The sequence below is a fragment of the Arthrobacter sp. 10N44_2 genome, assembly GCF_056394385.1.
In genome coordinates, this window is record NZ_JBFTHT010000021.1 from 1 (window position 1) to 20499 (window position 20499).

Genomic DNA, 20499 nt, shown 5'->3' on the forward strand with positions numbered 1-20499 from the left:
ACCCCGATCCGGGCAGAGGCTTCCTTGACCGACACCCCCTGCCGGACCAGGGAGAAAAACTCATCCTTCAGCGCATCGGGCGCCCGATAACCACTCGGCATCGCAACCTCCAAAACCAGAATGTTGCAACGACCGTATGACTTTGCGAGAGGATTATGGGCGCGATGTGACCCCGCGTTGGTTGAATGAACGGTGCCGAAAGCCAACGAATCCCCGCCGGGAACGTCTCCGGCGGGGATTCGTTGTGACTGCGTGGTGACCCAGCGGAGATCGTCTAGGCCTGTGCCGTGACCGAACCTGAATCGATGCCGGCCTCGACGCTGGCACCTGTGCGCACCGGCACGGCCAGGCCGAGGTTCTCCCGCAGCGTGCTGCCCGCGTACTCCGTGGGGTACACGCCGCGCTCCTGCAGTTCCGGGACGAGGTGGTTGACGATGTCGTCGAGGCCGGACGGGATCAGCCACGGCGAGATGTTGAAGCCGTCGACGGCACCGGTCCGGGCATACTCGCTGAGCCGGTCCGCGACCTCGGTGTACGAGCCGCTGAAGGTGGAGTCGCCCCGGCTGGTCTTGGCCGAGACGAATTGGCGGATGGACAGGCCCTTCTCCGTGGCCTCGGCCCGCCACTGGTCGGCCAGCTGGCGTGCCTTGGCGCCGTGGAAGCCGCTGCCGCGCGTTTCGGAGGTTTCTTCGACCACGGGGTCGATGTCCGGCAGCGGGCCGTCGGGGTCGTAGCCCTGCAGTTCCCGGCCCCAGAACTGTTCGAGGTACGCGATGGCCTGCTGCGGGCCGATCTGCAGACTGCGGACCCAGGCCTTCTTTTCGAGGGCCTCTCGCGGCGTGGCGGCGAGGATGAACTCGCTGGCAGGCATGATCTTCACGTCCTGGGCGCCGCGGCCGGCCCGGAGGGTGCGCTCCACGATGTCGCGGCGGAACTCCAGGGCGTCATCGAGCTGCGGGTGCGCGGAAAAGATGACGTCCGCCTGCCGGGCGGCGAAGTCCCTGCCCTCGGGCGAATCCCCGGCCTGGAACAGCACCGGCCGGTACTGGGCGCTGCGCGGCAGCCGCGGGGTGACGTCGACGGTGTAGTGCCGGCCGGTGTGGCGCACCCGCCGGACCGCGCCCTCCGCCGACCACCGCTCGGCGGAGGCCGAGCCCGCGACGGCGCCGTCGTCCCACGCGTCCCAGATCCGCTTGGCGGTTTCCACGAAGGCCTCGGCATGGGTGTACCGGTCGGCGTGGTCCAGGTAGCCGCCGCGGCGGAAGTTGGCGCCGGTCCAGGCGTTGTCCGTGGTGACGATGTTCCAGGCCGCGCGGCCACCGGACAGCAGATCCAGCGTGGAGAGCCGGTGCGCCAGGTCTGCGGGGTCGTTGTACGTGGTGTTCTGGGTTGCGACCAGCCCGATCTTGGTGGTCACCGCGGCCAAGGCGGCGAGGGCGGTCTGCGCGTCGGGACGGCCGGCGACGTCGAGCGCGTGCGGGCGGCCAAGATGCTCGCGCAGCCGCAGGCCTTCGCCGAGGAAGAACGCCGCGAACAGGCCGCGCTCGGCGGTTTGGGCGATGCGCCGGAACGATTCGAAGTCGGTCTGGGAGCCGGACTCGGCCGCCTTCCAGACGGTTCCGGAGTTGACGCCCTGGAAGAACACGCCCATCTGGAGCTGACCTGAGGGGATGAACCCGGACGCGGTGAATTCAGCGGCGGGGTGGGTGCTGTGGCTCATGGTGGGCTCCTTAGTTTTCCGCGCCGGGGGCGCTGGATGCGGCGGCGTAGCGGCTGGCTGGCCGCGCCAGCCCCAGCTGATCGCGGAATGTGGCGTCCGGGCTGGTGGGGGCGAGGACCCCGCGCCGGCGCAGTTCGGGCAGCACCAGCCGCGTCAGTTCCTCAAGATCCGTGTCCAGCACGGCGGGGTGCAGGCGGACCCCTTCGGCCCAGGCCAGCACCTCGGTGAGCAGATCGGCAAGCCCGGCCGCCGAGCCGATGAACTGTGCGCGCGGGCTCTGCCACGGGGTGTGGCCGTTCAGCCCGGCCAGCCGCTGGGCGGCGGCCTGGCCGCGGGAGTCCAGCACGACGTCGAGCTCGGCGATCAGCGCAGGACCGTTGCCGCCGGCGGCGAGGCCTGCACGCGTCGCCGCGAGCTCGGCGGCCAGGAGCCCGGGCGTCGGGGCCGAGACCAGGAGCGCGTCGGCTGCCCCGGCCGCGACGGCCTCCGCGGTGAGGAGCCCGGCCGGGGCCAGTACGGGCAGCTGGCCCTGGGGCGGCCGCGGAATGATCGACGGACCCTTGACGGAATAGCTGCCGTTTTCGACGTCGATGTAATGCAGCTTGTCGACGTCGAGGTAGCGCCCGGTGGGGACGTCGCGGATCACGGCGTTGTCCTCCCACGAGTCCCAGAGCCTGCGGCCGACCTCGATCGCATCGGCGGCCTCGCGGGAGAGCCGGTCCCCGCGCAGGGTGTCACGTCCGACGGCGGCGGCATCGGCCGCGCTTGATGAAGCGGATACCAGCCAGCCGGCCCGTCCGCCGGAGACGTAGTCGAGGCTGGCGAGCTGGGTGGAGATGTGGAACGGCTCGGTGTAGGCGGTGTCCACTTCCGGAATCAGTGCGAGGGAGCGGGTCACGGGGCCGGCGAACGCGGCGCGCTGCAGGGCGTTGAGCCGGGCCGCGGCGTCCGGGTGCCCGGGGTCCGGCAGGCCGGGGTCGGAGAACGTCGCCGCGTGGAATCCGGCGGACTCGGCGGCGAGCACGGCGCCGCGGAGGTGTTCCGGGCCCAGCACGGCTGCCGGGGCCGTCCGGGAAACCCGCCACGCGGCCGGGTGGCTGCCGGCGCCGTCGAGCTCCAGCAGGAGCAGGCCGTGTTCGCGGGGGCCGTTCTTGGCGGGATGGGTGCTCATGATGCGTCCTGTCGTTCGTGGGGGATCTGTTCGCCGGCCTCGATGGGCACCGGCAGGCGGTTCTCGGCCGGCGGCAGCGGGCACGTGGCGAGGTCTGTGTAGGCGCCCGGCAGGTTCACCGCCCGGTTGAAGTCGAGCCAGACCGTGCCGTGGGCGCCCGGAGCCGCCACGGTGAGCGAGCGGTTGGCCGCGTAGGTGCTTTTGCCCGAGGTCGCGTCCGTGAAAAGGACAGACAGCGTGCCCGGAGTGTGGCCGTTGAATGCGGTGAGGCTCAGGTCCTTGCCGCGGAGCCGGAAGTGGATTTCCCCCGGGGCCTCGTAGACGTGGTGGATTCCTTCGACCGCCGCGCCCACGGTGGTGGGCCGCGGTTCGGCGAACGGGACGAATATTCCTGAAATGGCATATTCAGGGGTGGGGGCGTAGGCGGGCGTCCCGCGGTAGCCGGTGAGCAGCGGGTTCAGGGGATGCCGCGGCCGCACGACATAGCGGCCGCCGCGTTTGGCGAGCTCGATCACGGTATGGCCGGCGCCGGCATCCTCCACCCGCAGATTCAGGCCGTCGCGCTCGGGGATGGGGCCGAGGAACACTGTGGCTCCGGTCCCGTCGGCGTTCAGTTCCCGCCCGTCGCGAAGGACGCGTTCGCCGGCCCCCAAAGCCAGGCGGACTGCGCCGTCCTCGACGCTCCAGGTGCCCGGCGCGCCGTCCAGCCGGGCGGGTGAGGACTCGAGCCAATGCAGGTGCGTAACGGCGAGGAAGCCGTGGGGGTCGGCGCGGTGGCGTTCGTGCGCGGCATGCCAGTCCGCCCAGGCGGCTTGGAATTCATTGTCGGGACGGCGGTCGGGACGAATGTCAGGACTGCCGTCGGTGTCAGTGGGCGTGGACATGAGAGCTCCTGTGGTGGGTGTGGTCGGCCGTGACGCGGGCGGCGGCGTCGGTCTCAGTAGTGCCGGCGAATGCAGGCCGGCCGGCGTGCGGGTCGCCGTCGGCCCAGAGCGTGGTGGGCGCGGCGGCGCGGACGGCCGGAATGATTTCCAGGGCGAAGCGCTCGAGGATTTCCAGCTGCTGGGCGAAGGGCAGTGTGGTGGGCAGCGAGATGGACTGCAGGTCGTGGCCGTAGAGCGCGTGGTAGCTGAGGATCTTGTCGATCACCTGCTCCGCGCTGCCCACCAGGGCCGGACCGTCGGCGACGGCGTGGTCGATGTCCCGGTAGGGGGAGTTGTTGCCGGGAACGTTCCGGCCGGTCGTGAGGGCCTCGTAGACCGGGCCGAACTGCCGCTTGGCCTCCTGCGTGGTGTCCGCGATGAACACCCCGCCCGCGCCCGATCCGGAGCCCAGGTACTGGTGCCGGGGATCGTGGCCGTGGCGCGCGTATTCCTCGCGGTAGTGGTCAATGAGCACCTTGTAGTTTTCCCGCGGCTGGATCGCGTTGGCCGTGAACAGCGGATCGCCCCACTGCGCCGCCAGCGCCGCCGAGGCCAGGCTGGTGGCGGAGCCGTGCCAGACCCGCGGCGCCCCGGCGAAGGGCCGCGGCGTCGTGGTGGTGGGCTCCGTCAGCGCGGCGCGGAACCTCCCGGACCACGTGACGTTTTCCTCGGTCCACAGCTGGCGGAGCAGGGCATATTTCTCCGCGAGGAGCTCCCACTGGTCCGCCAGGTCCAGGCCGAACAGCGGGTACTGCAGCACCTCATTGCCCTTGCCGATCACCAGTTCCAGCCGGCCGCGGCTGAGCTGGTCGATCGTGGCGTAGTCCTCGGCGACCCGCACCGGGTCCAGCACGGACAGCACCGTCACGCCGCTTTGCAGCCGGATCCTGGTGGTGACGGCGGCGATGGCGGCGAGCACGGTGGTGGGGGAGGAGGAGATGAACTCACCCGCGTGGCGTTCCCCGACGGAGAAGCTGTCGTAGCCGAGGCCCTCCGCCCGGCGCGCGGTCTCCACCACCTGGTTGAGCCGGTCCGCGGTGGAGACGATCTCCCCGGTGACCGGGTTCTTCAGGTGCGGGATGATGTCGAGGACCTGGAACCTCACTGTGTTTTCCCTGTCTGGGTCTTCCCTGCAGGGGCTGGCCCGAAGTTGCCCTCAGTGACGGTCGTGGACTCGGGAAGGGCTTCCTCGGAGAGTCCCCAGCGGTCCAGGACCTTGGCGTAGGAGCCGTCCTTGATGGCGGAGTTCAGGGCGTCCGTGATGGCCGGGGCCAGGCCGTTGCCCTTGAGCGTGGTGGCCGCGACCAGGGTCTCGGACGGCCACCCGGCGTTGACCTTGCCCACCACCTTGAGGTCGTCGCGGGTGTTTTCCCGGTACGTGACGGACGGGTAGGGCGCGAGGTTCAGGTCGGTGCGGCCGGAGGACAGCGCCAGGATGGTGTCGGCGTCGGAGGAGTAGTACTGCAGCACCGCGGGCGCCTTTCCCTTGGCCTCGAGCTCCTTGTTCCAGGCGATCAGGATCTTCTCCTGGTTGGTGCCCGAGCCCACCGAGATCTTCAGCCCGGAGATGTCATCGGAGCCCTTGATGTTGTAACCGGAGCTCTTCTTCGCCTCGAAGCCCATGTACGCGGCGCGGTAGCTGGAGAAGTCGAAGAGCTTCACGCGGGCGGCATTGATGCCCACATTGGAGAACACGGCCTCGAAGTCGCCGGACTGGGTCTTCAACGGCCAGTTCTCCCAGGAGGTCACCTGGACGTCCAGGTCCAGGCCCAGCTTGTCCGCGACCAGCTGGGCCAGGTCCACCTCCACGCCGATCGGGGTCTTGTCGTCCGTGGCGTGGAAGGACAGCGGAATCGCGCCCGCCGTCGTCGCGACGGTCAGCTTGCCGTCCTTGCCGATCAGCGCGGGGACCTTCGCGGCCAGGGATGCGTCCTTCTCGGCCCGGATCCGCTGCTGGTCCGGCGAGGTGTTGTAGACGACGCCGTTGCGGGCAGCCGTCGTCGCCGGATGCCCGCCGGACGCGGCAGATGCGCCGGGATCCGCGCAGCCACTCAGGGCCACGGTGCCGGACAGGGTGCCGATGAGGACGACGGCGGGAAGCGCCGCACGCGTCCGCCGGGGACCAGTACTCGCGCGGGCGGTGCGGAGGGCGGAGCTCATTGCCATGGGGTTCCTTAGATGTTGAAAGCGGGTTCGATGACTTTGGAGAAGAAGCTCCGGGTGCGAACTTCGCGCGGGTTGGTGAAAATTTCCTGGGGTGTGCCTTGCTCGACGATCTGGCCCTGGTCCATGAACACCACCGTGTCGGCGACGTCGCGGGCGAAGCCCATCTCATGCGTGACGATGATCAGCGTGGTGCCGGACTTGGCCAGCCCGCGGATGACGTCCAGGACCTCGTTGACCAGTTCCGGGTCCAGGGCCGACGTGGGCTCGTCGAAGAGCAGGATCTTCGGGTCCAGGGCAAGCGCCCGGGCGATCGCGACGCGCTGCTGCTGGCCGCCGGACAGCTGGCGCGGGTAGGCGCCGGCACGGTCCTTCAGGCCCACGCGGTCCAGCAGTTCCAGCCCGCGGTCGCGGGCCTCGGCCTTGGAGAGCTGGGGTTTTCCGGCCCGCGGCGCGACGATCGGTGCCTCGGTGACGTTTTCCAGCGCGGTCAGGTGCGGGAAGAGGTTGAAGTTCTGGAACACCATGCCGATCTCGGTGCGCTGCTTCAGGATTTCCTTTTCGCGCAACTCGTGGAGCCGTCGCCCGCGGACCTCGTAGCCCACCAGCGTGCCGTCGATCGCGATGAACCCGGCGTCGACCTTTTCGAGGTGGTTGATGGTGCGCAGGAGGGTGGATTTGCCGGATCCGGACGGTCCGACGATCACGGCGACACCCCCGGGCTCGACCGTCAGCGTGATGCCCTTGAGGATTTCCGCGGCGCCGAAGGACTTGCGGACCTTTGTGATCTCGACGAGGCCGCGGGTGGTTACGGCGTCCGTGGCAGCGGCCGCGGACGGGGTCTGGGTGGTCGTACGGAGTGCGGTGCTCATCGGGTGCCCCTTTCCTGGTTCGATTCCCGGGCGGCGGGCGTATGGATGGCGAGGAATTTGCGGGCCTTCTGCAGCGGGGTCAGGGGCAGCGTGCGGACCGCGCCCCTGGAGTAGTGCCGCTCGATGTAGTACTGGAAGACGCTCAGGACCGAGGTGATGACGATGTACCAGAGCGTGGCCACGAGCAGCAGCGGCAGGACCTGCTGGGTGCGGTTGTAAATGACCTGGACGGTGTAGAACAGCTCGGAATAGGCCAGGACGTAGACGATCGAGGTGCCCTTGACGAGGCCGATCACCTCGTTGAAGGCGGTGGGCAGGATGGCCCGCATGGCCTGGGGCAGGACGATCCTGGTGGAACGCCGCCAGGCCGGAATGCCCAGGGCGGTTGCGGCCTCGAGCTGGCCCTGGTCCACGGACAGGATGCCGCCGCGGATGATCTCGGCGGAGTAGGCGGCCTGGTTCAAGGTCAGGCCGAGGACTGCCGCGGCGAACTGGCTGATCAGGGTGGTGGTCTGCGCCTCAAAGAAGCGCACGTCCGTGAAGGGGAGCCCCAGGCTGATTTTCTCGTAGAGGTAGCCCAGGTTGTACCAGAGCAGCATCTGCACCAGCAGCGGCGTGGACCGGAAAATCCAGGAGAACGTCCAGGAGACGGAGACCAGCAGGGGCGACGCGGACAGCCGCATCAGCGCCAGGATGAACCCCAGGATGAAGCCGAGCGCCCCGGAGATCGCCGTCAGTTTCAGGGTCTCCAGCAGGCCGTTCACGATCGACTGCGCGGTGAACCACTGCGCCACCACGCCCCACTCCCAGCGCGGGTTGGTGGCCAGCGACCAGGCAATGCCGGCCACGCCCACGGCGACGACGGCGGTGCCCACCCAGCGCCACGGATGGCGGGCCGGGACCAGCCGGTAGTCGGCGTAGTCGGTTGCGGCCTTGCGGCCCACCGAACCGGAGCCGACAGTTCCGGCCGGTGCGGTCTCGCCGGCGGGTACGGGTCCTGCGGGCCGGACCTCCGCGGTCTCGGGTGCGGATTCGATGCCGGCGGACGCCGGCTCCGGGGAGGACTGTGCCACCGGGGTTGCTGTTGAACTCATGCGCCACCTCGCTTCTTCCAGTTGCTGTGGGGGTAGTTGGCTGCCAATCTAGGGCCGTGCGAAAACGCGCGGCAAGGCGGCAGGTTGCATACGTTCACGCAGGTTCGCACGGCGTCACACGACGAATTCTTGCCTCGATTTACGCCGCATTACGCGGGGTGAACGGCCGTGACCGGCGCCTCGACCGGCTCCATTTCGGGTGCCTAGCATGAGGGCTCCGCACCCGAGCCAGGAGACCGTCATGCCAGTGAATGCCCCATCCGTGGTCCTCATCGGCGGCGGCCCGCGCGCGGCCGGGCTGCTGGAACGCCTCGCCGCCAACCGGCCGGAGCTGCTCGACGGCGCCCTGCAGATCCACGTCGTGGAGCCGCACACCCCGGGTGCCGGCAGGATCTGGCGTTACGAGCAGCATCCCGGGCTGATGCTCAACTCCGCGGCGGCGGACGTCACGATGTTCACGGATGCCTCCGTCCAATGCGAGGGACCCGCGGTCGACGGCCCCGGCCTGGCAAAGTGGGCCGCCGGGGTCCTGGACGGGTCCATCGCGGATGTTCCGGAGCTGCCGGCGGAACTCCGGCGCCAGCTGGCCGCCCTCACCGGTGCCACCTTCCCCACTCGGCAGCTGCAGAGTGTCTACCTGGAATGGTTCTTCCGCCGCTCCGTCGCCGCCCTCGGACCGGACACCACCGTCACCGTGCACCGGGACACGGCGTCCGCCGTCGAGCCGGTGCAGCATGAAGCCGACCAAGGTCCGGAACGCTACCGCGTCCGGCTGGCCGGCGGCGCGGTACTGCACGCCGACGTCGTGATCGCCTCCCTGGGGCACACGGATTCGCTGCCCAATGAGGAGTCTGCGGCGTGGGCAGGTTTTGCCGCCCGGCACGGCGCGTTCCACGCGGCGCCCAGCTACACCACCGACGTCGACTACTCACCCCTCGCCGCCGGCCAGGACGTGATTGTCTCCGGCATGGGCCTGGCCTTCGTGGACCTGCTGGTCCTGCTCATGGAGGGCCGCGGCGGCAGATTCGAGGAGCTGCCAGGCGGCCGCCTGCGCTACGTGCCCTCCGGTGCCGAGCCGCGGCTGTGGGCCGGCTCCCGCCGCGGCGTGCCCTACCACTCCAAGATCACGTCCGCCCTGCGCGGCGACGCAGCGGGCGAGCCGGCGTTCTTCACGGCCGACGCCGTCACGGCGCTGCTGGATGCGCCTGGCGAGGTGGACTTCCGCGCCCAGCTGTGGCCCCTGATCGCCAAGGACGCCGGTTACGCGTACTACCGCGAGCTGTTCACCGGCTACCCGGAACGGGTCCGGATCGGCTGGCGGGAATTCGCCGAACGGTTCGCCGCTGCGGACTGGTACAGCCAGGAGCGCCGGCGGCTCGTCGCCGGGTCCGTCCCGGACGTAGGGCTCCACCTGGACCTCGAACGGCTGGACCATCCCTTCGCCGGCCGCGTTTTCGCCGGCCACGCAGACTTCCAGTCGGCGGTGGCAGCGTACATTGGCCGCGACCTTGAGCTGCGCACCGGGCCGGACCATTCGGAAACCCTGGCCCTGTTCACTTCCTTGCTGAAGTCCTACATGGACCTGGGCCGGCTGGTGCCGTCCGAGCGGCTGAACGCACGATCGCAGCGGGAGGTCCAGGGCTGGTGGCACGGCTTCTTCAGCTTCGTGGATTCCGGGCCGCCGCCGCGCAGGCTGCGGGAGATGCTGGCGATCCACCGGGCCGGTCTGCTGCAGTTCATTGGCCCGGGACTGGAGATCGAGGCCGCGGAGTACTCGGGCCGGTTCGTCGCCCGCTCGGCCCAATCCGGGATCAGCGTGTCAGCGCCGGCCCTGATCGAGGCCCGGCTCCCGGCGCCGTCGGTGGCCCGCTCCGCGAACCCGCTGCTGCGCCAGCTGCACGCCTCCGGGCTCGGCACTGAACAGCAGCTCCTCACTGCCGACGGCACGCACGCGACCGGACGGCTCCTGGTGTCCGCCCACAACGAGCTCATCAGTCCGGTGGGGGAGCGGCGCGAACGGCTGTTCGGCGTCGGGCCCGGTACTTCCGGCTGGGGCGCCGGCGCCTTCGCCCGGCCCGGCACCAACGCCGCGCCGTTCCGCGAAAACGATGCCCTGGCCCGGCGAGTCCTGAACCTGCTGGCGAACCCCAACACCGGCCCGGCCGACAGCGGCCTGGCGAACAACGATCAAACGGACGCCGGCCGGGCGGTGCCGCAGGCCGCCGCCGGCGGAAAGGACCCGTCATGACCCCGTCCCCACTACACACCCCGCCCGTGGACACCCCGCCCGTGGACACCCCGCCCGTGGACACCGCCGCGCTGACGGTCCTCAATCTCCCCATGAGCGATGCCAGGGTCCGTCCGCTCCTGGACGAGCTCGCGCTCGAATACGACACCCGCTACGGCAGCCTCTTTGGCCGCGGGGCCGCCGCGGAGGAACTCAACCGTTACCCGGCCGAGGAATTCGCCGCGCCGGGCGGGGCCCTGCTGATTGTGCGCGAGAACGGCGAATCCGTGGCCGGCGGCGCGTTCCGCCGGCACGGCCCGCAGACCGCCGAGTTCAAGCGGATCTGGACGCATTCAGCGCACCGCCGCCGCGGACTGGCCCGGTTTGTCCTTGCCGAGCTGGAGGCGCTGGCCGGCCGTCGCGGCTACCGGAAGGTCTACCTGACAACCGGCCCGCGCCAGCCGGAGGCGAAACACCTCTACCTGAGCACCGGTTACGAGGCACAGTTCGATCTCTCCGCCGACCCGGAAACCATCGGGCCGCTGGCATTCACCAAGGACCTGCCCGCCGCAAACCCCGCCGCGAACCCCGCCGCGCTGCTTGGTCGGTGTGGGCCGGGAACCGGCGCTTCGGGCTAGAGTTCACACAGGGGGTCTGCCCTAAAACAAAGTTTTCACGAGCCGCCGCGGACCCGGCGGAGAAACAGCCGGGAGTCATCAGTGCGGCCTGGATCCAAGCCCACCATCCGCGATGTCGCGCAGACGGCCGGGGTCTCCCTGACCACCGTCTCCTATGTGCTCTCCGGCCGCTCCGGCGGTACCACCCGGATCAGCGAAGCCACCCAGGACCGGGTGCACGCCGCGGTCCGCGAACTTGGCTATGTGGCCAACAGTGCCGCCCGGGGAATGCGCCGGGGCCGGACGGAGCTGGTGGCCGTGGCCGTCCCGGACCTCGAGCAGCCCCGGGACAGGGCCATCGCCACGGTGCTGGCCAGGATCCTGCCGGAGCACGGCTACCAGCCGGTCATCCTGCTGGGCGGGAACTGGCGGCAGTTCATGCTCTCCGGCGGAGCCGACGGCGTGATCCACACCAGCGCGCCGAAGACGGACGACGATTCCGGCGCCATGGCAGAGCCCGCTGGCCGCGGCACGCCCCACGTGTTCATCACGGACGACGCCGGGCCCGGCAGCCTTGCTGTCCAGGGCGGACACGAGGTGGTCCCCGCCGGCACGGACACCCCCGAGATCCTGGCCGGGCGCGCCGTCATTCTGCTGCTGGCACAGTTGCGGGGTTAGGAACCTTAGGCTTTCAGCGCGGCCTCCGGTGCTGTGTTCTGCGGTGCCGCGTTCTGCGTTGCGGTTTCCTGGGTTGCGGCCTCCCGGAGGGGACGGCGGGCCAGCCACGCGGCCACGATCGCGCCGGAGACGTTGTGCCACAGGGAGAAGACCGCAGACGGCAGCGCCGCCAACGCGCCGAAGTGCGCGGTGGCGAGGGTGGCAGCCAGGCCGGAATTCTGCATCCCGACCTCGAAGGCGAGGGCCCTGCGCGCCTTGTCATCCAGGCGCCCCAGCTTGCCGGCCAGGTAGCCCAGACCCAGGCCGAAGCCGTTGTGCAGCACCACGGCGAGGAACACGATGCCGCCCGCGGCGACGATCTTGCTGGCGCTGCCGGCCACGACAATCGCGACGATCAGGGAAATCACGACGGCCGAGGCCCACGGCAGCGCGGGCAGGACCTTGGCCACGAGCTTCTTGAGGAAGAGGCGGGCCAGCAGTCCGGCGATGACCGGCAGGAGGACGGTCTTGACGATGTCCTGGACCATGCCCCCGGCGTCGATGTTCAGGTACGAGCCGGCCAGGAACAGCACCAGCAGCGGCGTCACGATCGGCGCGATCAGGGTGGACACGGAGGCGACGGCCACGGACAGGGCGACGTCGCCCTTGGCGAGGAACGCCATCACGTTGGAGGCGGTGCCCGACGGCGCGCAGCCCACCAGGATCAGGCCCACCGCAAGCTCCGGCTCGAGGTGGAGGCCGACGGCGATCAGCCAGCCGGCCCCCGGCATGATGACGTAGTGCGCCACAATTCCCAGGGCCACGGCCCAGGGCCGCTTGGCCACCGACGCGAAATCGGGCGGCGTCAGCGTCAGGCCCATGCAGAACATGATGATGCCCAGCAGGAAGGGCACGCTGGGGGCGAGGGGTTTGAACGCGCCGGGGAGCAGGAAGCCGGCGAGTCCGGCCACCACCACAAGGACCGGGAAGACCGTCACCGCGATGCGGGCAATCTTTGCCTCGGCGGCGAGGGCGGGATTGGCCGGGACGTCGGCGGCAGTGCCCGCGTCCCGGGCGGTATTCGAAGTTTTAGTTGCCTCAAGCATCCAAGAATGGTGCCACCGGCGTCCACGGGGTGGCCACTTCGTGACCACCTGTCGGACAAATATGTCAGATTTTTATGCCGCCGTGCGGCCGTGCGGGCGGGAATCCGACGGGTAGGGTTCATTGCGTGGGTGAGCCCGAAAAGGCGAACTCCCCACCCCGGCGCGACGCAGCGCCCCACCTTCCCTGATTTCTGCACATTCTTTGACATCTGGAGGCCGTTCGGCCTCCTTGACCACGAACGGAGCCAGCGATGGCCACCAGTATCGACGCGCAGGCCCCGGCCGCCACGCCCGCGCAACTGCAATCGGTCCGAGGCGCCTTGACGTCCCCGCGACGGCTCAAGACCGAGGTTTTGGGCGGCCTCGTGGTGGCACTGGCTCTGATTCCTGAGGCGATCGCCTTCTCGATCATCGCCGGCGTGGACCCGAGGATCGGGCTCTTCGCGTCCTTCACGATGGCAGTGACCATCGCCTTCGTCGGCGGCCGTCCGGCGATGATTTCTGCGGCCACCGGCGCCGTCGCCCTGGTGATCGCCCCACTGGTGAAGTCCCACGGACTGGATTACCTTGTGGCGGCGGTGATTCTGGCCGGCATTTTCCAGATCGTGCTGGGCCTCTCCGGCGTGGCGAAACTGATGCGGTTCATCCCCCGCCCGGTCATGGTGGGGTTTGTGAACGCCCTGGCCATCCTGATCTTTCTATCGCAGGTGCCCGAGCTGATCGGAGTGCCCTGGCTGGTCTACCCGCTCACCGCGCTGGGCCTGCTGATCGACTTCGGCCTGCCCAGGCTCACCAAAGCCGTCCCCGCACCCCTCGTGGCCATTGTGGCCCTGACGCTCATCACGGTGACGGCCGCCGTCGTCGTTCCCACTGTGGGGGACAAGGGTGCACTGCCGGACTCGCTGCCCTCTTTGTCACTGCCCAACGTGCCGAACACGTTCGAAACGTTGCAGGTCATCTTCCCGTTCGCGCTGGCCATGGCCTTCGTGGGCCTGCTCGAATCCCTCATGACCGCGAAGCTCGTGGATGACATCACGGACACGCGTTCAGCCAAGACCCGCGAGGCCTGGGGGCAGGGCGTCGCGAACATTGTCACCGGCTGCTTCGGCGGGATGGGCGGCTGCGCAATGATCGGCCAGACCATGATCAACGTCAAAGCCTCCGGCGCCCGGACCCGGATCTCCACCCTTCTGGCCGGCGTCTTCCTGCTCATCCTCGTGGTGGCACTCGGAGACATTGTGTCCCTCATCCCGATGGCCGCGCTCGTGGCCGTCATGATTTTCGTATCAGTTGCCACCTTTGACTGGCACAGCATCCGGCCCGCCACCCTCAAGGCCCTGCCCAAGAGCGAAACCGCCGTCATGGCGGCGACGGTGGTGGTCACCGTTGCCACGCACAACCTGGCAATCGGCGTCGGCGTCGGCGTACTCGTCGCGATGGTCCTGTTCGCCAGGCGGGTGGCCCACTTCGTCACCGTCGAGCGCACCGTGACGGAGCACGACGGCGGCCGGGCCACGTATCGCGTGGACGGCGAGCTGTTCTTCGCCTCCGCGAATGACCTCTACACCCAGTTCGAGTACGCACTGGACCCCGAGCGCGTCGTCATCGACATGCGCGACTCCCACCTGTGGGACACCTCCACGATCGCCGCTTTGGATGCCATCACGGAGAAGTACCGGCAGCACGGCAAGAGCGTCGACGTCGTGGGCCTGAACCGGGCCAGCGCCCTGATGCGCGAACGCCTGGCCGGCAAGCTCGGCGCGGGGAACTGACGGGGCGGCGCGACCGGTCGGGCCGGTATTAGGTCACACGTTTGGGTCTTTTTGTTTGCCTTGGTGCGGCCTAGCGTGGATTTACGGCGCCGCCCGTCCGGGTGGCCGGAGCATGGAGGAAATCCAATGACGACGCACGTAGCCGACTGCAGCGTGAGCAATTGCTCCTTCAATGACCACTCCCACTGCAACGCGGCCGCCATTACCGTCGGCGGCGCCGCAGATCATGCCTCGTGCGCGACCTTCATAGACATCGGGGTGCACGGCGGGCTCCCCAAGGTGCTGGCCGACGTCGGCGCCTGCCAGCGTTCCGAGTGCACCCACAACGACCATCTGATGTGCAAGGCGCCCGAAGTTCACGTGGGCCCGGGCGTCGACAACGCCGACTGCCTCACCTACGCCCACACGTAGCCGCACCCGCCTTCCGCGTCCATCGAACATCCGCCCCGCTGGCGCTGAAATTCCCCGCCTTTGGGGACGGCACCCGGCGTGTCGGGCCGAACCGCCGGTGAGGCCCGGCGTCGCTGGTTCAAAGGTGGGGAGAATCGGTGGTGGCAGAGGGCATCCGCAGATGCAGGCAGGCGCGCGCTAGCCCTGGGTGAGCCGGTACCGTTCGATCTGCTTGAGCCGCCGCAGGAGGCTGTCGCGCCGGGGGTGCGGGACGGCGTCGGCCGGCTCGGCGGTGAGCTCGATGTGCTCGGTGCCGTACTGCCACAGCAGCAGGTCATCGAGGAGCCGGTCCGGGCCGGGGGAGTAGCGGTGGTCCAGGGCCTTGCGGACCTCGGTGATCCGGTTGGCGCTAAGCAGCCCGGCGAGCTGCATGGTCTGGTTGAGGCCGTGGGCGGCCATGAGCTCCGCGGCCCAGCCCCAGTCGTCGTCGACCTTCCGGTCCACGTGCGGCAGCAGGGTCCGCCAGACGTCCCGGATCCGGTTGGGCGTCAGCTGCGCGGCACCCTCACCGTCCATGTCCCAGTAGCCGCGGACCTCCTCGTAGCGTTCGTGCAGGTCCGAGAACGCGCTCTCCACGGTCTCCAGCATGGCGGCCGTCGCGGTGAACTGGCGGTCGAAGTGCGGGGTCCAGGCCCGCGGGTCCTCGGCCTTGAACCGGATGTCGTGCTCGATCTCGCTCCAGGCGTGGGCGAAGACGGTGCGGATCTGGCACTCGAAGAAGTAGCTGCCGTTCGGCGGGACGTCCGGGTTGAAGGCCAGCTGGTAGTCCTTGACGGCCTCGTTCTGGATGGTCCGCAGGATCAGGTGCCGGCTCGAGTAGCCGTATGTGCCGGACTCGATCGAGCCGATGTCCTTTTCCCGGTCCCCCCGGCAGTCAAAGAGCTGGCGCTGGCGCTTGATCAGATTCGCCACCACCGCGTTTTCCGCCGGCAGCTTCGTGATCACACGGATTCCCACCATGTCATTCAGGGTCCGGAACGGGTCCGGGAACTTCAGCACAGGTGGCCCGCCCGGCTCCAGCGGTTCCTCAATGCGGGAAATCTTCTCGCGAAAGGATTCAACGGTCTTGGTGCGTCCGGTGACGAACAACGGCGTGACTTCGGTGTCCTTGAGCATGGTCCGCAGCGTGAGCAGGACCTCCCGGGTGACCAGCTTCAGGGCAGGCCGGACCCGCTCGTACAACTCCACGTTCTCCTGCACGGAATCGCGCAGGCTCACGTCCAAACGGTCCCAGTTGCTCGCCATGGATCCAGCTTACGGCGCACCACCGGCACCGGCCCGCAGGCTGGCAACGCCGGGCACGCCCGCAGGCAAGGGCGGCGCAGCAGGCATGGGAGGGGTCCGGCATGCGAGGGGTCCGGCCTGCGCTGGGCCGCTTGGTGCCCAAGGTAGGCTCAGCATATGGCTGAAATGCGGCGGCGGACTATGATCGCGGCCGCAGCGGCGGTGACTCTGGGGGCAGTCTCCGCCGCCTGTTCACCGGGCCCCAAGGAGGACGCTGTGAAGAGGCACAAGTACCAATATGGCGAGGACCCCAGCCAGTGGGGTGAGCTCTTCCTCCCGGATGTTGCCGCGCCCAAGGGTGTGGTGGTGGTGATCCATGGCGGGTACTGGCGTTCGCAGTACGGCGCAGAACTGGGGGAGCCCCTTGCCAAGGACCTCGCCGCGCACGGCATGGCGGCCTGGAACCTGGAGTACCGGCGGGCCGGCAACGGCGGAGGCTGGCCCAACACGTTCGCCGACGTCCTGGCCGGCATCGACAAGCTCGGAGAACTGGCCGACGAGCACGGGCTGGGACTGGACCGCGTGGTGGCCCTGGGCCACTCGGCAGGCGGCCACCTCGCCGTCTGGGCGGCGGGACGCCGCCGGCTCGCGGGGCTTGGTGCCCCGGACGCGGACCGTCAGCTGACGCGTCGGGGCGACGACGACGGCGCGGTGCAGCTCACCGGCGTCGTCAGCCAGTCGGGGGTACTTAACCTCGCGGCCGCCGAGCGGCTCAACCTCAGCAACGGCGCCGTCAGCAACTTCCTGGGCGGCTCATCGGAGAAATATCCCAAACGGCATAAATTTGCCGACCCCATGAGTGCGGTGCCGCTGGGCGTGCCCGTATATGCCGTTCACGGCACGGAGGACGATACCGTGCCGGTGAGCCAGTCCGAGACCTACGCCGGCGCAGCCAAGGCCGCCGGCGCGCCGGTCCAGCTGCTCAAGGTCCCGGGCGACCACTTCGCGCTCATCGATCCAAAGGCACCCGCGTACCGGAAATGCCGTGAACTCGTGCAGCAGCTGCTGGTCTGAAGTCCGCCCGGCGGCCGGGATGGGGCCACGGTGTCCCTGACGGCATCCCCTGGCCGGCGAAAGCGAATAGACTGGAGCGCAGGTGCGCCGGGAAGTCTGGTCGGCATAGTTCCGTCGACCCCATTTTGAGGATCCCATGAGCGCCTTGCCTCCTTCGCCAACACCCTCTTCACCAACACCGCCTCCTCCTTCGCCGCCCCGCCTCACCATTTTCGGCCGGGGCAGCTATGCCGAGGCCCTGCGGATCGGCGAGATCCTCCGCAAGGAAACCGTGGGCGGCGCCCTGCTGGTCGCCGCGGCGATGGTGGCCCTTATCTGGGCCAACTCACCGGCCTCGGAGAGTTACTTCGCACTGCGCGACTTCACCATCGGCTACGCGCCCTGGCATCTGGACCTGAGCCTGGGCGCCTGGGCCGCCGACGGACTGCTGGCCATCTTCTTCTTCCTGGTGGGGCTCGAACTCAAGCGCGAGTTTGTCGCCGGCGACCTGCGCGAGCCGAGCAAGTCCGTGGTTCCGGTGGCCGCCGCCGTTGGCGGTGTGGCCGTTCCGGCACTCATCTACGCGGCCATCAACCTCTCCGGTCCCGAAACGCTGCACGGCTGGGCCATTCCCACCGCCACCGACATCGCTTTCGCCGTCGCGGTGCTGGCGCTCATCGGTTCCCACCTGCCCAGTGCGCTGCGGATCTTCCTGCTGACCCTCGCCGTCGTCGACGACCTCCTGGCCATCGCCATCATCGCGATCTTCTACACCAGCGATCTCCACCCCGAGCCGTTCCTGCTGGCCCTGCTCCCGCTGGGCCTCTACACGTTCCTGGCGCACAAATACCGGCGGTTCTTCGGCACGCACGCAGCCGCAGCCTGGGTGATTCTGCTGCCGCTCGGCTTCGCGACGTGGGCCCTCGTGCACGCATCAGGCATCCACGCCACCGTGGCCGGGGTCCTGCTCGGATTTGCCATTCCCGTCAAACGTTCGAAGGCCAGCGGCGGCCCTGAAGCCGGCCCGGGCCTGGCGGAGATTTTCGAACACCGGTTCCGCCCCATCTCGGCCGGGATCGCCGTCCCGGTCTTCGCGTTCTTTTCCGCCGGGGTGGCCATAGGCGGCTGGCAGGGCCTCGGTGCCGCCCTGACGGACCCCGTGGCGGTGGGCATCATCGTGGCGCTGGTTGCCGGAAAGCCGGCGGGGATCCTCGGCACCACATGGCTCATCACCAAAGTCACGCGGGCCCGCCTGGACGGGTCCTTCAAGTGGATTGACGTCTTCGGCCTCGCCATCCTCGCCGGCATCGGTTTCACGGTCTCGCTACTGCTTGCCGAGTTGAGCTTCGGCCAGGGCACCGCGCATGAAGACCACGCGAAGGTAGGGATCCTCGCGGCCTCACTGCTCGCCGCGCTCCTTGCCACCACGGTGCTCCGGACACGCAACCACCAGTACCGGCGTGCGGAGGAGGCGGAACAGGTCGACTCGGACCACGACGGCATCCCGGACGTCTACCAGCAGGACCGCCCCGCAGGCTAGGTTGGCAGGCCAGGCCGACGGGCTATATTTAGGGGTGTGGCGGGAGGGGCCGTCCGGAGGGTCAATGATACCCCAAGGGGTATCATGATTGAGCTGGAATACGCGCGCCGGGCCATCTGGCGCCCGCGAAAGGAACAGGCATGAAGAGCATTTCCGTCAAGGACCTGGCCGCCCTGGGCGATGCCACCGAAATCGTCGATGTCCGCGAGGAAGACGAATACGTCGCCGTCCGCGTTCCCGGCGCCCGGAGCATCCCGCTCTCACGGTTCGTCCAGTCCCTCGCCGAGGTCCCGGCCAGCGGCACCGTCTACGTCATGTGCGCCGCCGGGGGCCGCAGTGCCCAGGCCGCCACCTACCTGGAGGACCAGGGATACGACGCCGTCAACGTCACCGGCGGGATCATGAAGTGGCAGGACGAGGGACACCCCGTCAACCGGGGCTGACCTTCAAGGGCTGACCGCACCGGAGGGACCATGGAAGTCATCGTCATCGAGACCCCGCAGCTCGGGGACCGCAGCTACCTGGTCCACGACGGCTCGGTGGCGCTGGCGATCGACCCGCAGCGCGACACGGACCGCATCGAGGCGGCCGCCCGTGACGCCGGGGTAGCCATCACGCACGTGGCCGAAACGCACATGCACAATGACTACATCACCGGCGGGCTGATCCTGGCCCGCGCCCACGGCGCCAGCTATCTCGTCAACGCCGCGGACGCCGTCGGGTTCGAGCGCACTCCCATCACGGACGGCCAAACGGTCCGCGTGGGCTCGCTTACGGTCAAGGCGGTCGCCACGCCGGGCCACACGCATACCCACCTGTCGTTCATCGTGGACGACGGCGGGAAGCAGGCCGTCTTCTCGGGCGGCAGCCTCCTGTATGGCTCGGTGGGCCGCACGGACCTTGTCGCCGAGGCGGACACCGTTGGCTTGACCCACGACCAGTACGCCTCGGTCCGTCGCCTCGCCGCAGAGGCCGGCCCTGACGCGGCCCTGTTCCCGACCCACGGATTCGGCTCGTTCTGCTCCTCCGGACCCGCCAGCGGTGCCCGGTCCTCCACCATCGGTGAGCAGCTTGCCGCCAACCACGCCCTGACGGACCCCGATGAGGACCACTTCGTCCGCCAGCTCATCGCCAACCTCACGGACCACCCCTCCTACTACGCGCACATGAGCCCGGCCAATGTCCGGGGCCCGGGCCCTGCCGAGCTGGCCGTTCCGGCATCGCTCGATGCCGCCGAACTCACCCGGCGCCTGGACGGCGGCGAGTGGGTGGTGGACCTGCGCCGGCGCGTGGCGTTCGCCAACAGCCACCTCAAGGGCAGCGTCAGTTTTGAGTATGGCTCCGGCTCCAGTTTCACCACCTATCTCGGCTGGGTGCTGCCGTGGCGCGAACCGCTGACCCTGGTGGGCTCGCGGGAAGACGTTGAGAACGCCATCCGCGACCTCTCCCGGATCGGCATCGAATCCCCCGACGCCGCGCTCGGTTCCGAGCCGCACGCCCTCGCCCCGCAGGCCGGCCTCGCCTCCTACCCGCGCGTGGGCTGGGACGGCATGCTCGCCGGCCGGGCGCCTGAGGACACTGTCCTGGACGTGCGCCGGGCCGACGAATTCGCTGCCGCCCGCGTGGTGGGCGCGGTCAACGTGCCGCTGCACGAACTGTTGCTGCGCCTCGGCGACATTCCCGCCGGGAAACTTTGGGTGCACTGCGGCTCCGGGTACCGTGCCGGGGTCGCCGCCAGCCTCCTGCAACGGGCAGGCCGGGACGTGGTCCACATCGACGCCAGGTTTGCCCATGCCGCGTCCGCGGGGATCGCGCTGGACACCACCGCGGCCTGAGCGCCGGCAGTGATGCCGGCAGTGACGCCGGCAGGGCGGAAGCGGGTCGGGGCGCAACACACGGCACCGGAGCGC

General features: G+C 69.2%; 18 protein-coding genes. 9 read left to right on the top strand and 9 right to left on the bottom strand.

The genetic code is table 11. From position 1 onward, the window contains the following. Positions 1-274 precede the first annotated feature (274 nt). Genes AC1DBX_RS18175 through AC1DBX_RS18205 form a run of 7 tightly spaced genes read right to left on the bottom strand, consistent with a single transcriptional unit; the run spans position 275 to position 7943 of the window. Positions 275-1720, bottom strand: a complete 1446-nt coding sequence (locus tag AC1DBX_RS18175; protein ID WP_476932390.1) for an NtaA/DmoA family FMN-dependent monooxygenase — start codon at positions 1718-1720, stop codon at positions 275-277. 10 nt (positions 1721-1730) lie between these two features. Next, positions 1731-2891 (bottom strand): LLM class flavin-dependent oxidoreductase, encoded by a 1161-nt coding sequence (locus tag AC1DBX_RS18180; RefSeq protein WP_476932391.1) that lies wholly within the window; start codon positions 2889-2891, stop codon positions 1731-1733. Continuing rightward, the gene (locus AC1DBX_RS18185; RefSeq protein WP_476932392.1) at positions 2888-3775 is read right to left on the bottom strand and encodes a DUF1684 domain-containing protein; all 888 of its coding nucleotides are present in this window, start codon (positions 3773-3775) and stop codon (positions 2888-2890) included. Before AC1DBX_RS18185 ends, AC1DBX_RS18180 begins: the two co-directional genes overlap by 4 nt. Continuing rightward, entirely contained in the window at positions 3759-4919 is a 1161-nt protein-coding gene (locus tag AC1DBX_RS18190; protein WP_476870232.1) for an LLM class flavin-dependent oxidoreductase, read from the bottom strand. Before AC1DBX_RS18190 ends, AC1DBX_RS18185 begins: the two co-directional genes overlap by 17 nt. After that, complete coding sequence (locus AC1DBX_RS18195) at positions 4916-5980, bottom strand: ABC transporter substrate-binding protein (RefSeq protein ID WP_476932393.1); 1065 nt, start codon at positions 5978-5980, stop codon at positions 4916-4918. The genes AC1DBX_RS18190 and AC1DBX_RS18195 overlap by 4 nt, the downstream gene beginning before the upstream one ends. An 8-nt stretch (positions 5981-5988) precedes the next feature. Then, entirely contained in the window at positions 5989-6849 is an 861-nt protein-coding gene (locus tag AC1DBX_RS18200; RefSeq protein WP_476932394.1) for an amino acid ABC transporter ATP-binding protein, read from the bottom strand. Continuing rightward, positions 6846-7943 carry an amino acid ABC transporter permease gene (locus AC1DBX_RS18205; protein WP_476932395.1) on the bottom strand — a complete coding sequence of 366 codons (1098 nt, stop codon included), beginning with the start codon at positions 7941-7943 and terminating at the stop codon, positions 6846-6848. Before AC1DBX_RS18205 ends, AC1DBX_RS18200 begins: the two co-directional genes overlap by 4 nt. A 241-nt stretch (positions 7944-8184) precedes the next feature. Between AC1DBX_RS18205 and AC1DBX_RS18210 the strand changes: the two genes are divergently transcribed. From AC1DBX_RS18210 to AC1DBX_RS18220, 3 genes are all read left to right on the top strand, one after another. After that, positions 8185-10191, top strand: coding sequence for an FAD/NAD(P)-binding protein (locus tag AC1DBX_RS18210; protein WP_476932396.1), 2007 nt, complete (start codon positions 8185-8187; stop codon positions 10189-10191). Then, positions 10188-10808 carry a GNAT family N-acetyltransferase gene (locus tag AC1DBX_RS18215; protein ID WP_476932397.1) on the top strand — a complete coding sequence of 207 codons (621 nt, stop codon included), beginning with the start codon at positions 10188-10190 and terminating at the stop codon, positions 10806-10808. The genes AC1DBX_RS18210 and AC1DBX_RS18215 overlap by 4 nt, the downstream gene beginning before the upstream one ends. A gap of 81 nt (positions 10809-10889) precedes the next feature. After that, on the top strand, positions 10890-11465 hold the full coding sequence (locus tag AC1DBX_RS18220) for a LacI family DNA-binding transcriptional regulator (RefSeq protein ID WP_476870227.1): 576 nt from the start codon (positions 10890-10892) through the stop codon (positions 11463-11465). 5 nt (positions 11466-11470) lie between these two features. Here AC1DBX_RS18220 and AC1DBX_RS18225 read toward each other — a convergent pair whose 3' ends face one another. Then, positions 11471-12550: a bile acid:sodium symporter family protein gene (locus AC1DBX_RS18225; protein ID WP_476932398.1), complete on the bottom strand. Its 1080-nt coding sequence runs from the start codon at positions 12548-12550 to the stop codon at positions 11471-11473. 251 nt (positions 12551-12801) lie between these two features. On the opposite strand from AC1DBX_RS18225, the gene AC1DBX_RS18230 reads away from it, so the two are divergent. Together AC1DBX_RS18230 and AC1DBX_RS18235 are read left to right on the top strand one after the other, a co-directional pair. Then, complete coding sequence (locus AC1DBX_RS18230; protein WP_476932399.1) at positions 12802-14322, top strand: SulP family inorganic anion transporter; 1521 nt, start codon at positions 12802-12804, stop codon at positions 14320-14322. 126 nt (positions 14323-14448) lie between these two features. Then, positions 14449-14733 carry a DUF1540 domain-containing protein gene (locus AC1DBX_RS18235; RefSeq protein WP_028275954.1) on the top strand — a complete coding sequence of 95 codons (285 nt, stop codon included), beginning with the start codon at positions 14449-14451 and terminating at the stop codon, positions 14731-14733. Between the two features lie 177 nt (positions 14734-14910). On the opposite strand, the gene AC1DBX_RS18240 is transcribed toward AC1DBX_RS18235, so the two are convergent. Then, positions 14911-16017 carry a GTP pyrophosphokinase gene (locus tag AC1DBX_RS18240; RefSeq protein ID WP_223914734.1) on the bottom strand — a complete coding sequence of 369 codons (1107 nt, stop codon included), beginning with the start codon at positions 16015-16017 and terminating at the stop codon, positions 14911-14913. Positions 16018-16272: 255 nt separating this feature from the next. Between AC1DBX_RS18240 and AC1DBX_RS18245 the strand changes: the two genes are divergently transcribed. The 4 genes from AC1DBX_RS18245 (at position 16273) to AC1DBX_RS18260 (ending at position 20424) form a co-directional block, all read left to right on the top strand. Continuing rightward, the gene (locus AC1DBX_RS18245; RefSeq protein ID WP_223914733.1) at positions 16273-17070 is read left to right on the top strand and encodes an alpha/beta hydrolase; all 798 of its coding nucleotides are present in this window, start codon (positions 16273-16275) and stop codon (positions 17068-17070) included. Between the two features lie 136 nt (positions 17071-17206). Continuing rightward, positions 17207-18589 carry a Na+/H+ antiporter NhaA gene (nhaA, locus tag AC1DBX_RS18250; protein ID WP_476859535.1) on the top strand — a complete coding sequence of 461 codons (1383 nt, stop codon included), beginning with the start codon at positions 17207-17209 and terminating at the stop codon, positions 18587-18589. A 140-nt stretch (positions 18590-18729) separates the two neighbouring features. After that, positions 18730-19032, top strand: coding sequence for a rhodanese-like domain-containing protein (locus AC1DBX_RS18255; protein ID WP_028275958.1), 303 nt, complete (start codon positions 18730-18732; stop codon positions 19030-19032). A gap of 30 nt (positions 19033-19062) precedes the next feature. Beyond that, positions 19063-20424: an MBL fold metallo-hydrolase gene (locus AC1DBX_RS18260; protein WP_476859534.1), complete on the top strand. Its 1362-nt coding sequence runs from the start codon at positions 19063-19065 to the stop codon at positions 20422-20424. Positions 20425-20499 lie beyond the last annotated feature (75 nt).

Bases quoted from the DNA above. Each gene is read 5' to 3' on its own strand.
- nhaA (WP_476859535.1), top strand. From the start codon at position 17,207: ATGAGCGCCTTGCCTCCTTCGCCAACACCCTCTTCACCAACACCGCCT.
- AC1DBX_RS18255 (WP_028275958.1), top strand. From the start codon at position 18,730: ATGAAGAGCATTTCCGTCAAGGACCTGGCCGCCCTGGGCGATGCCACC.
- AC1DBX_RS18200 (WP_476932394.1), bottom strand. From the start codon at position 6,849: ATGAGCACCGCACTCCGTACGACCACCCAGACCCCGTCCGCGGCCGCT.
- AC1DBX_RS18235 (WP_028275954.1), top strand. From the start codon at position 14,449: ATGACGACGCACGTAGCCGACTGCAGCGTGAGCAATTGCTCCTTCAAT.
- AC1DBX_RS18225 (WP_476932398.1), bottom strand. From the start codon at position 12,550: ATGCTTGAGGCAACTAAAACTTCGAATACCGCCCGGGACGCGGGCACT.
- AC1DBX_RS18210 (WP_476932396.1), top strand. From the start codon at position 8,185: ATGCCAGTGAATGCCCCATCCGTGGTCCTCATCGGCGGCGGCCCGCGC.
- AC1DBX_RS18260 (WP_476859534.1), top strand. From the start codon at position 19,063: ATGGAAGTCATCGTCATCGAGACCCCGCAGCTCGGGGACCGCAGCTAC.
- AC1DBX_RS18230 (WP_476932399.1), top strand. From the start codon at position 12,802: ATGGCCACCAGTATCGACGCGCAGGCCCCGGCCGCCACGCCCGCGCAA.
- AC1DBX_RS18240 (WP_223914734.1), bottom strand. From the start codon at position 16,017: ATGGCGAGCAACTGGGACCGTTTGGACGTGAGCCTGCGCGATTCCGTG.
- AC1DBX_RS18185 (WP_476932392.1), bottom strand. From the start codon at position 3,775: ATGTCCACGCCCACTGACACCGACGGCAGTCCTGACATTCGTCCCGAC.
- AC1DBX_RS18205 (WP_476932395.1), bottom strand. From the start codon at position 7,943: ATGAGTTCAACAGCAACCCCGGTGGCACAGTCCTCCCCGGAGCCGGCG.
- AC1DBX_RS18175 (WP_476932390.1), bottom strand. From the start codon at position 1,720: ATGAGCCACAGCACCCACCCCGCCGCTGAATTCACCGCGTCCGGGTTC.
- AC1DBX_RS18215 (WP_476932397.1), top strand. From the start codon at position 10,188: ATGACCCCGTCCCCACTACACACCCCGCCCGTGGACACCCCGCCCGTG.
- AC1DBX_RS18180 (WP_476932391.1), bottom strand. From the start codon at position 2,891: ATGAGCACCCATCCCGCCAAGAACGGCCCCCGCGAACACGGCCTGCTC.
- AC1DBX_RS18195 (WP_476932393.1), bottom strand. From the start codon at position 5,980: ATGGCAATGAGCTCCGCCCTCCGCACCGCCCGCGCGAGTACTGGTCCC.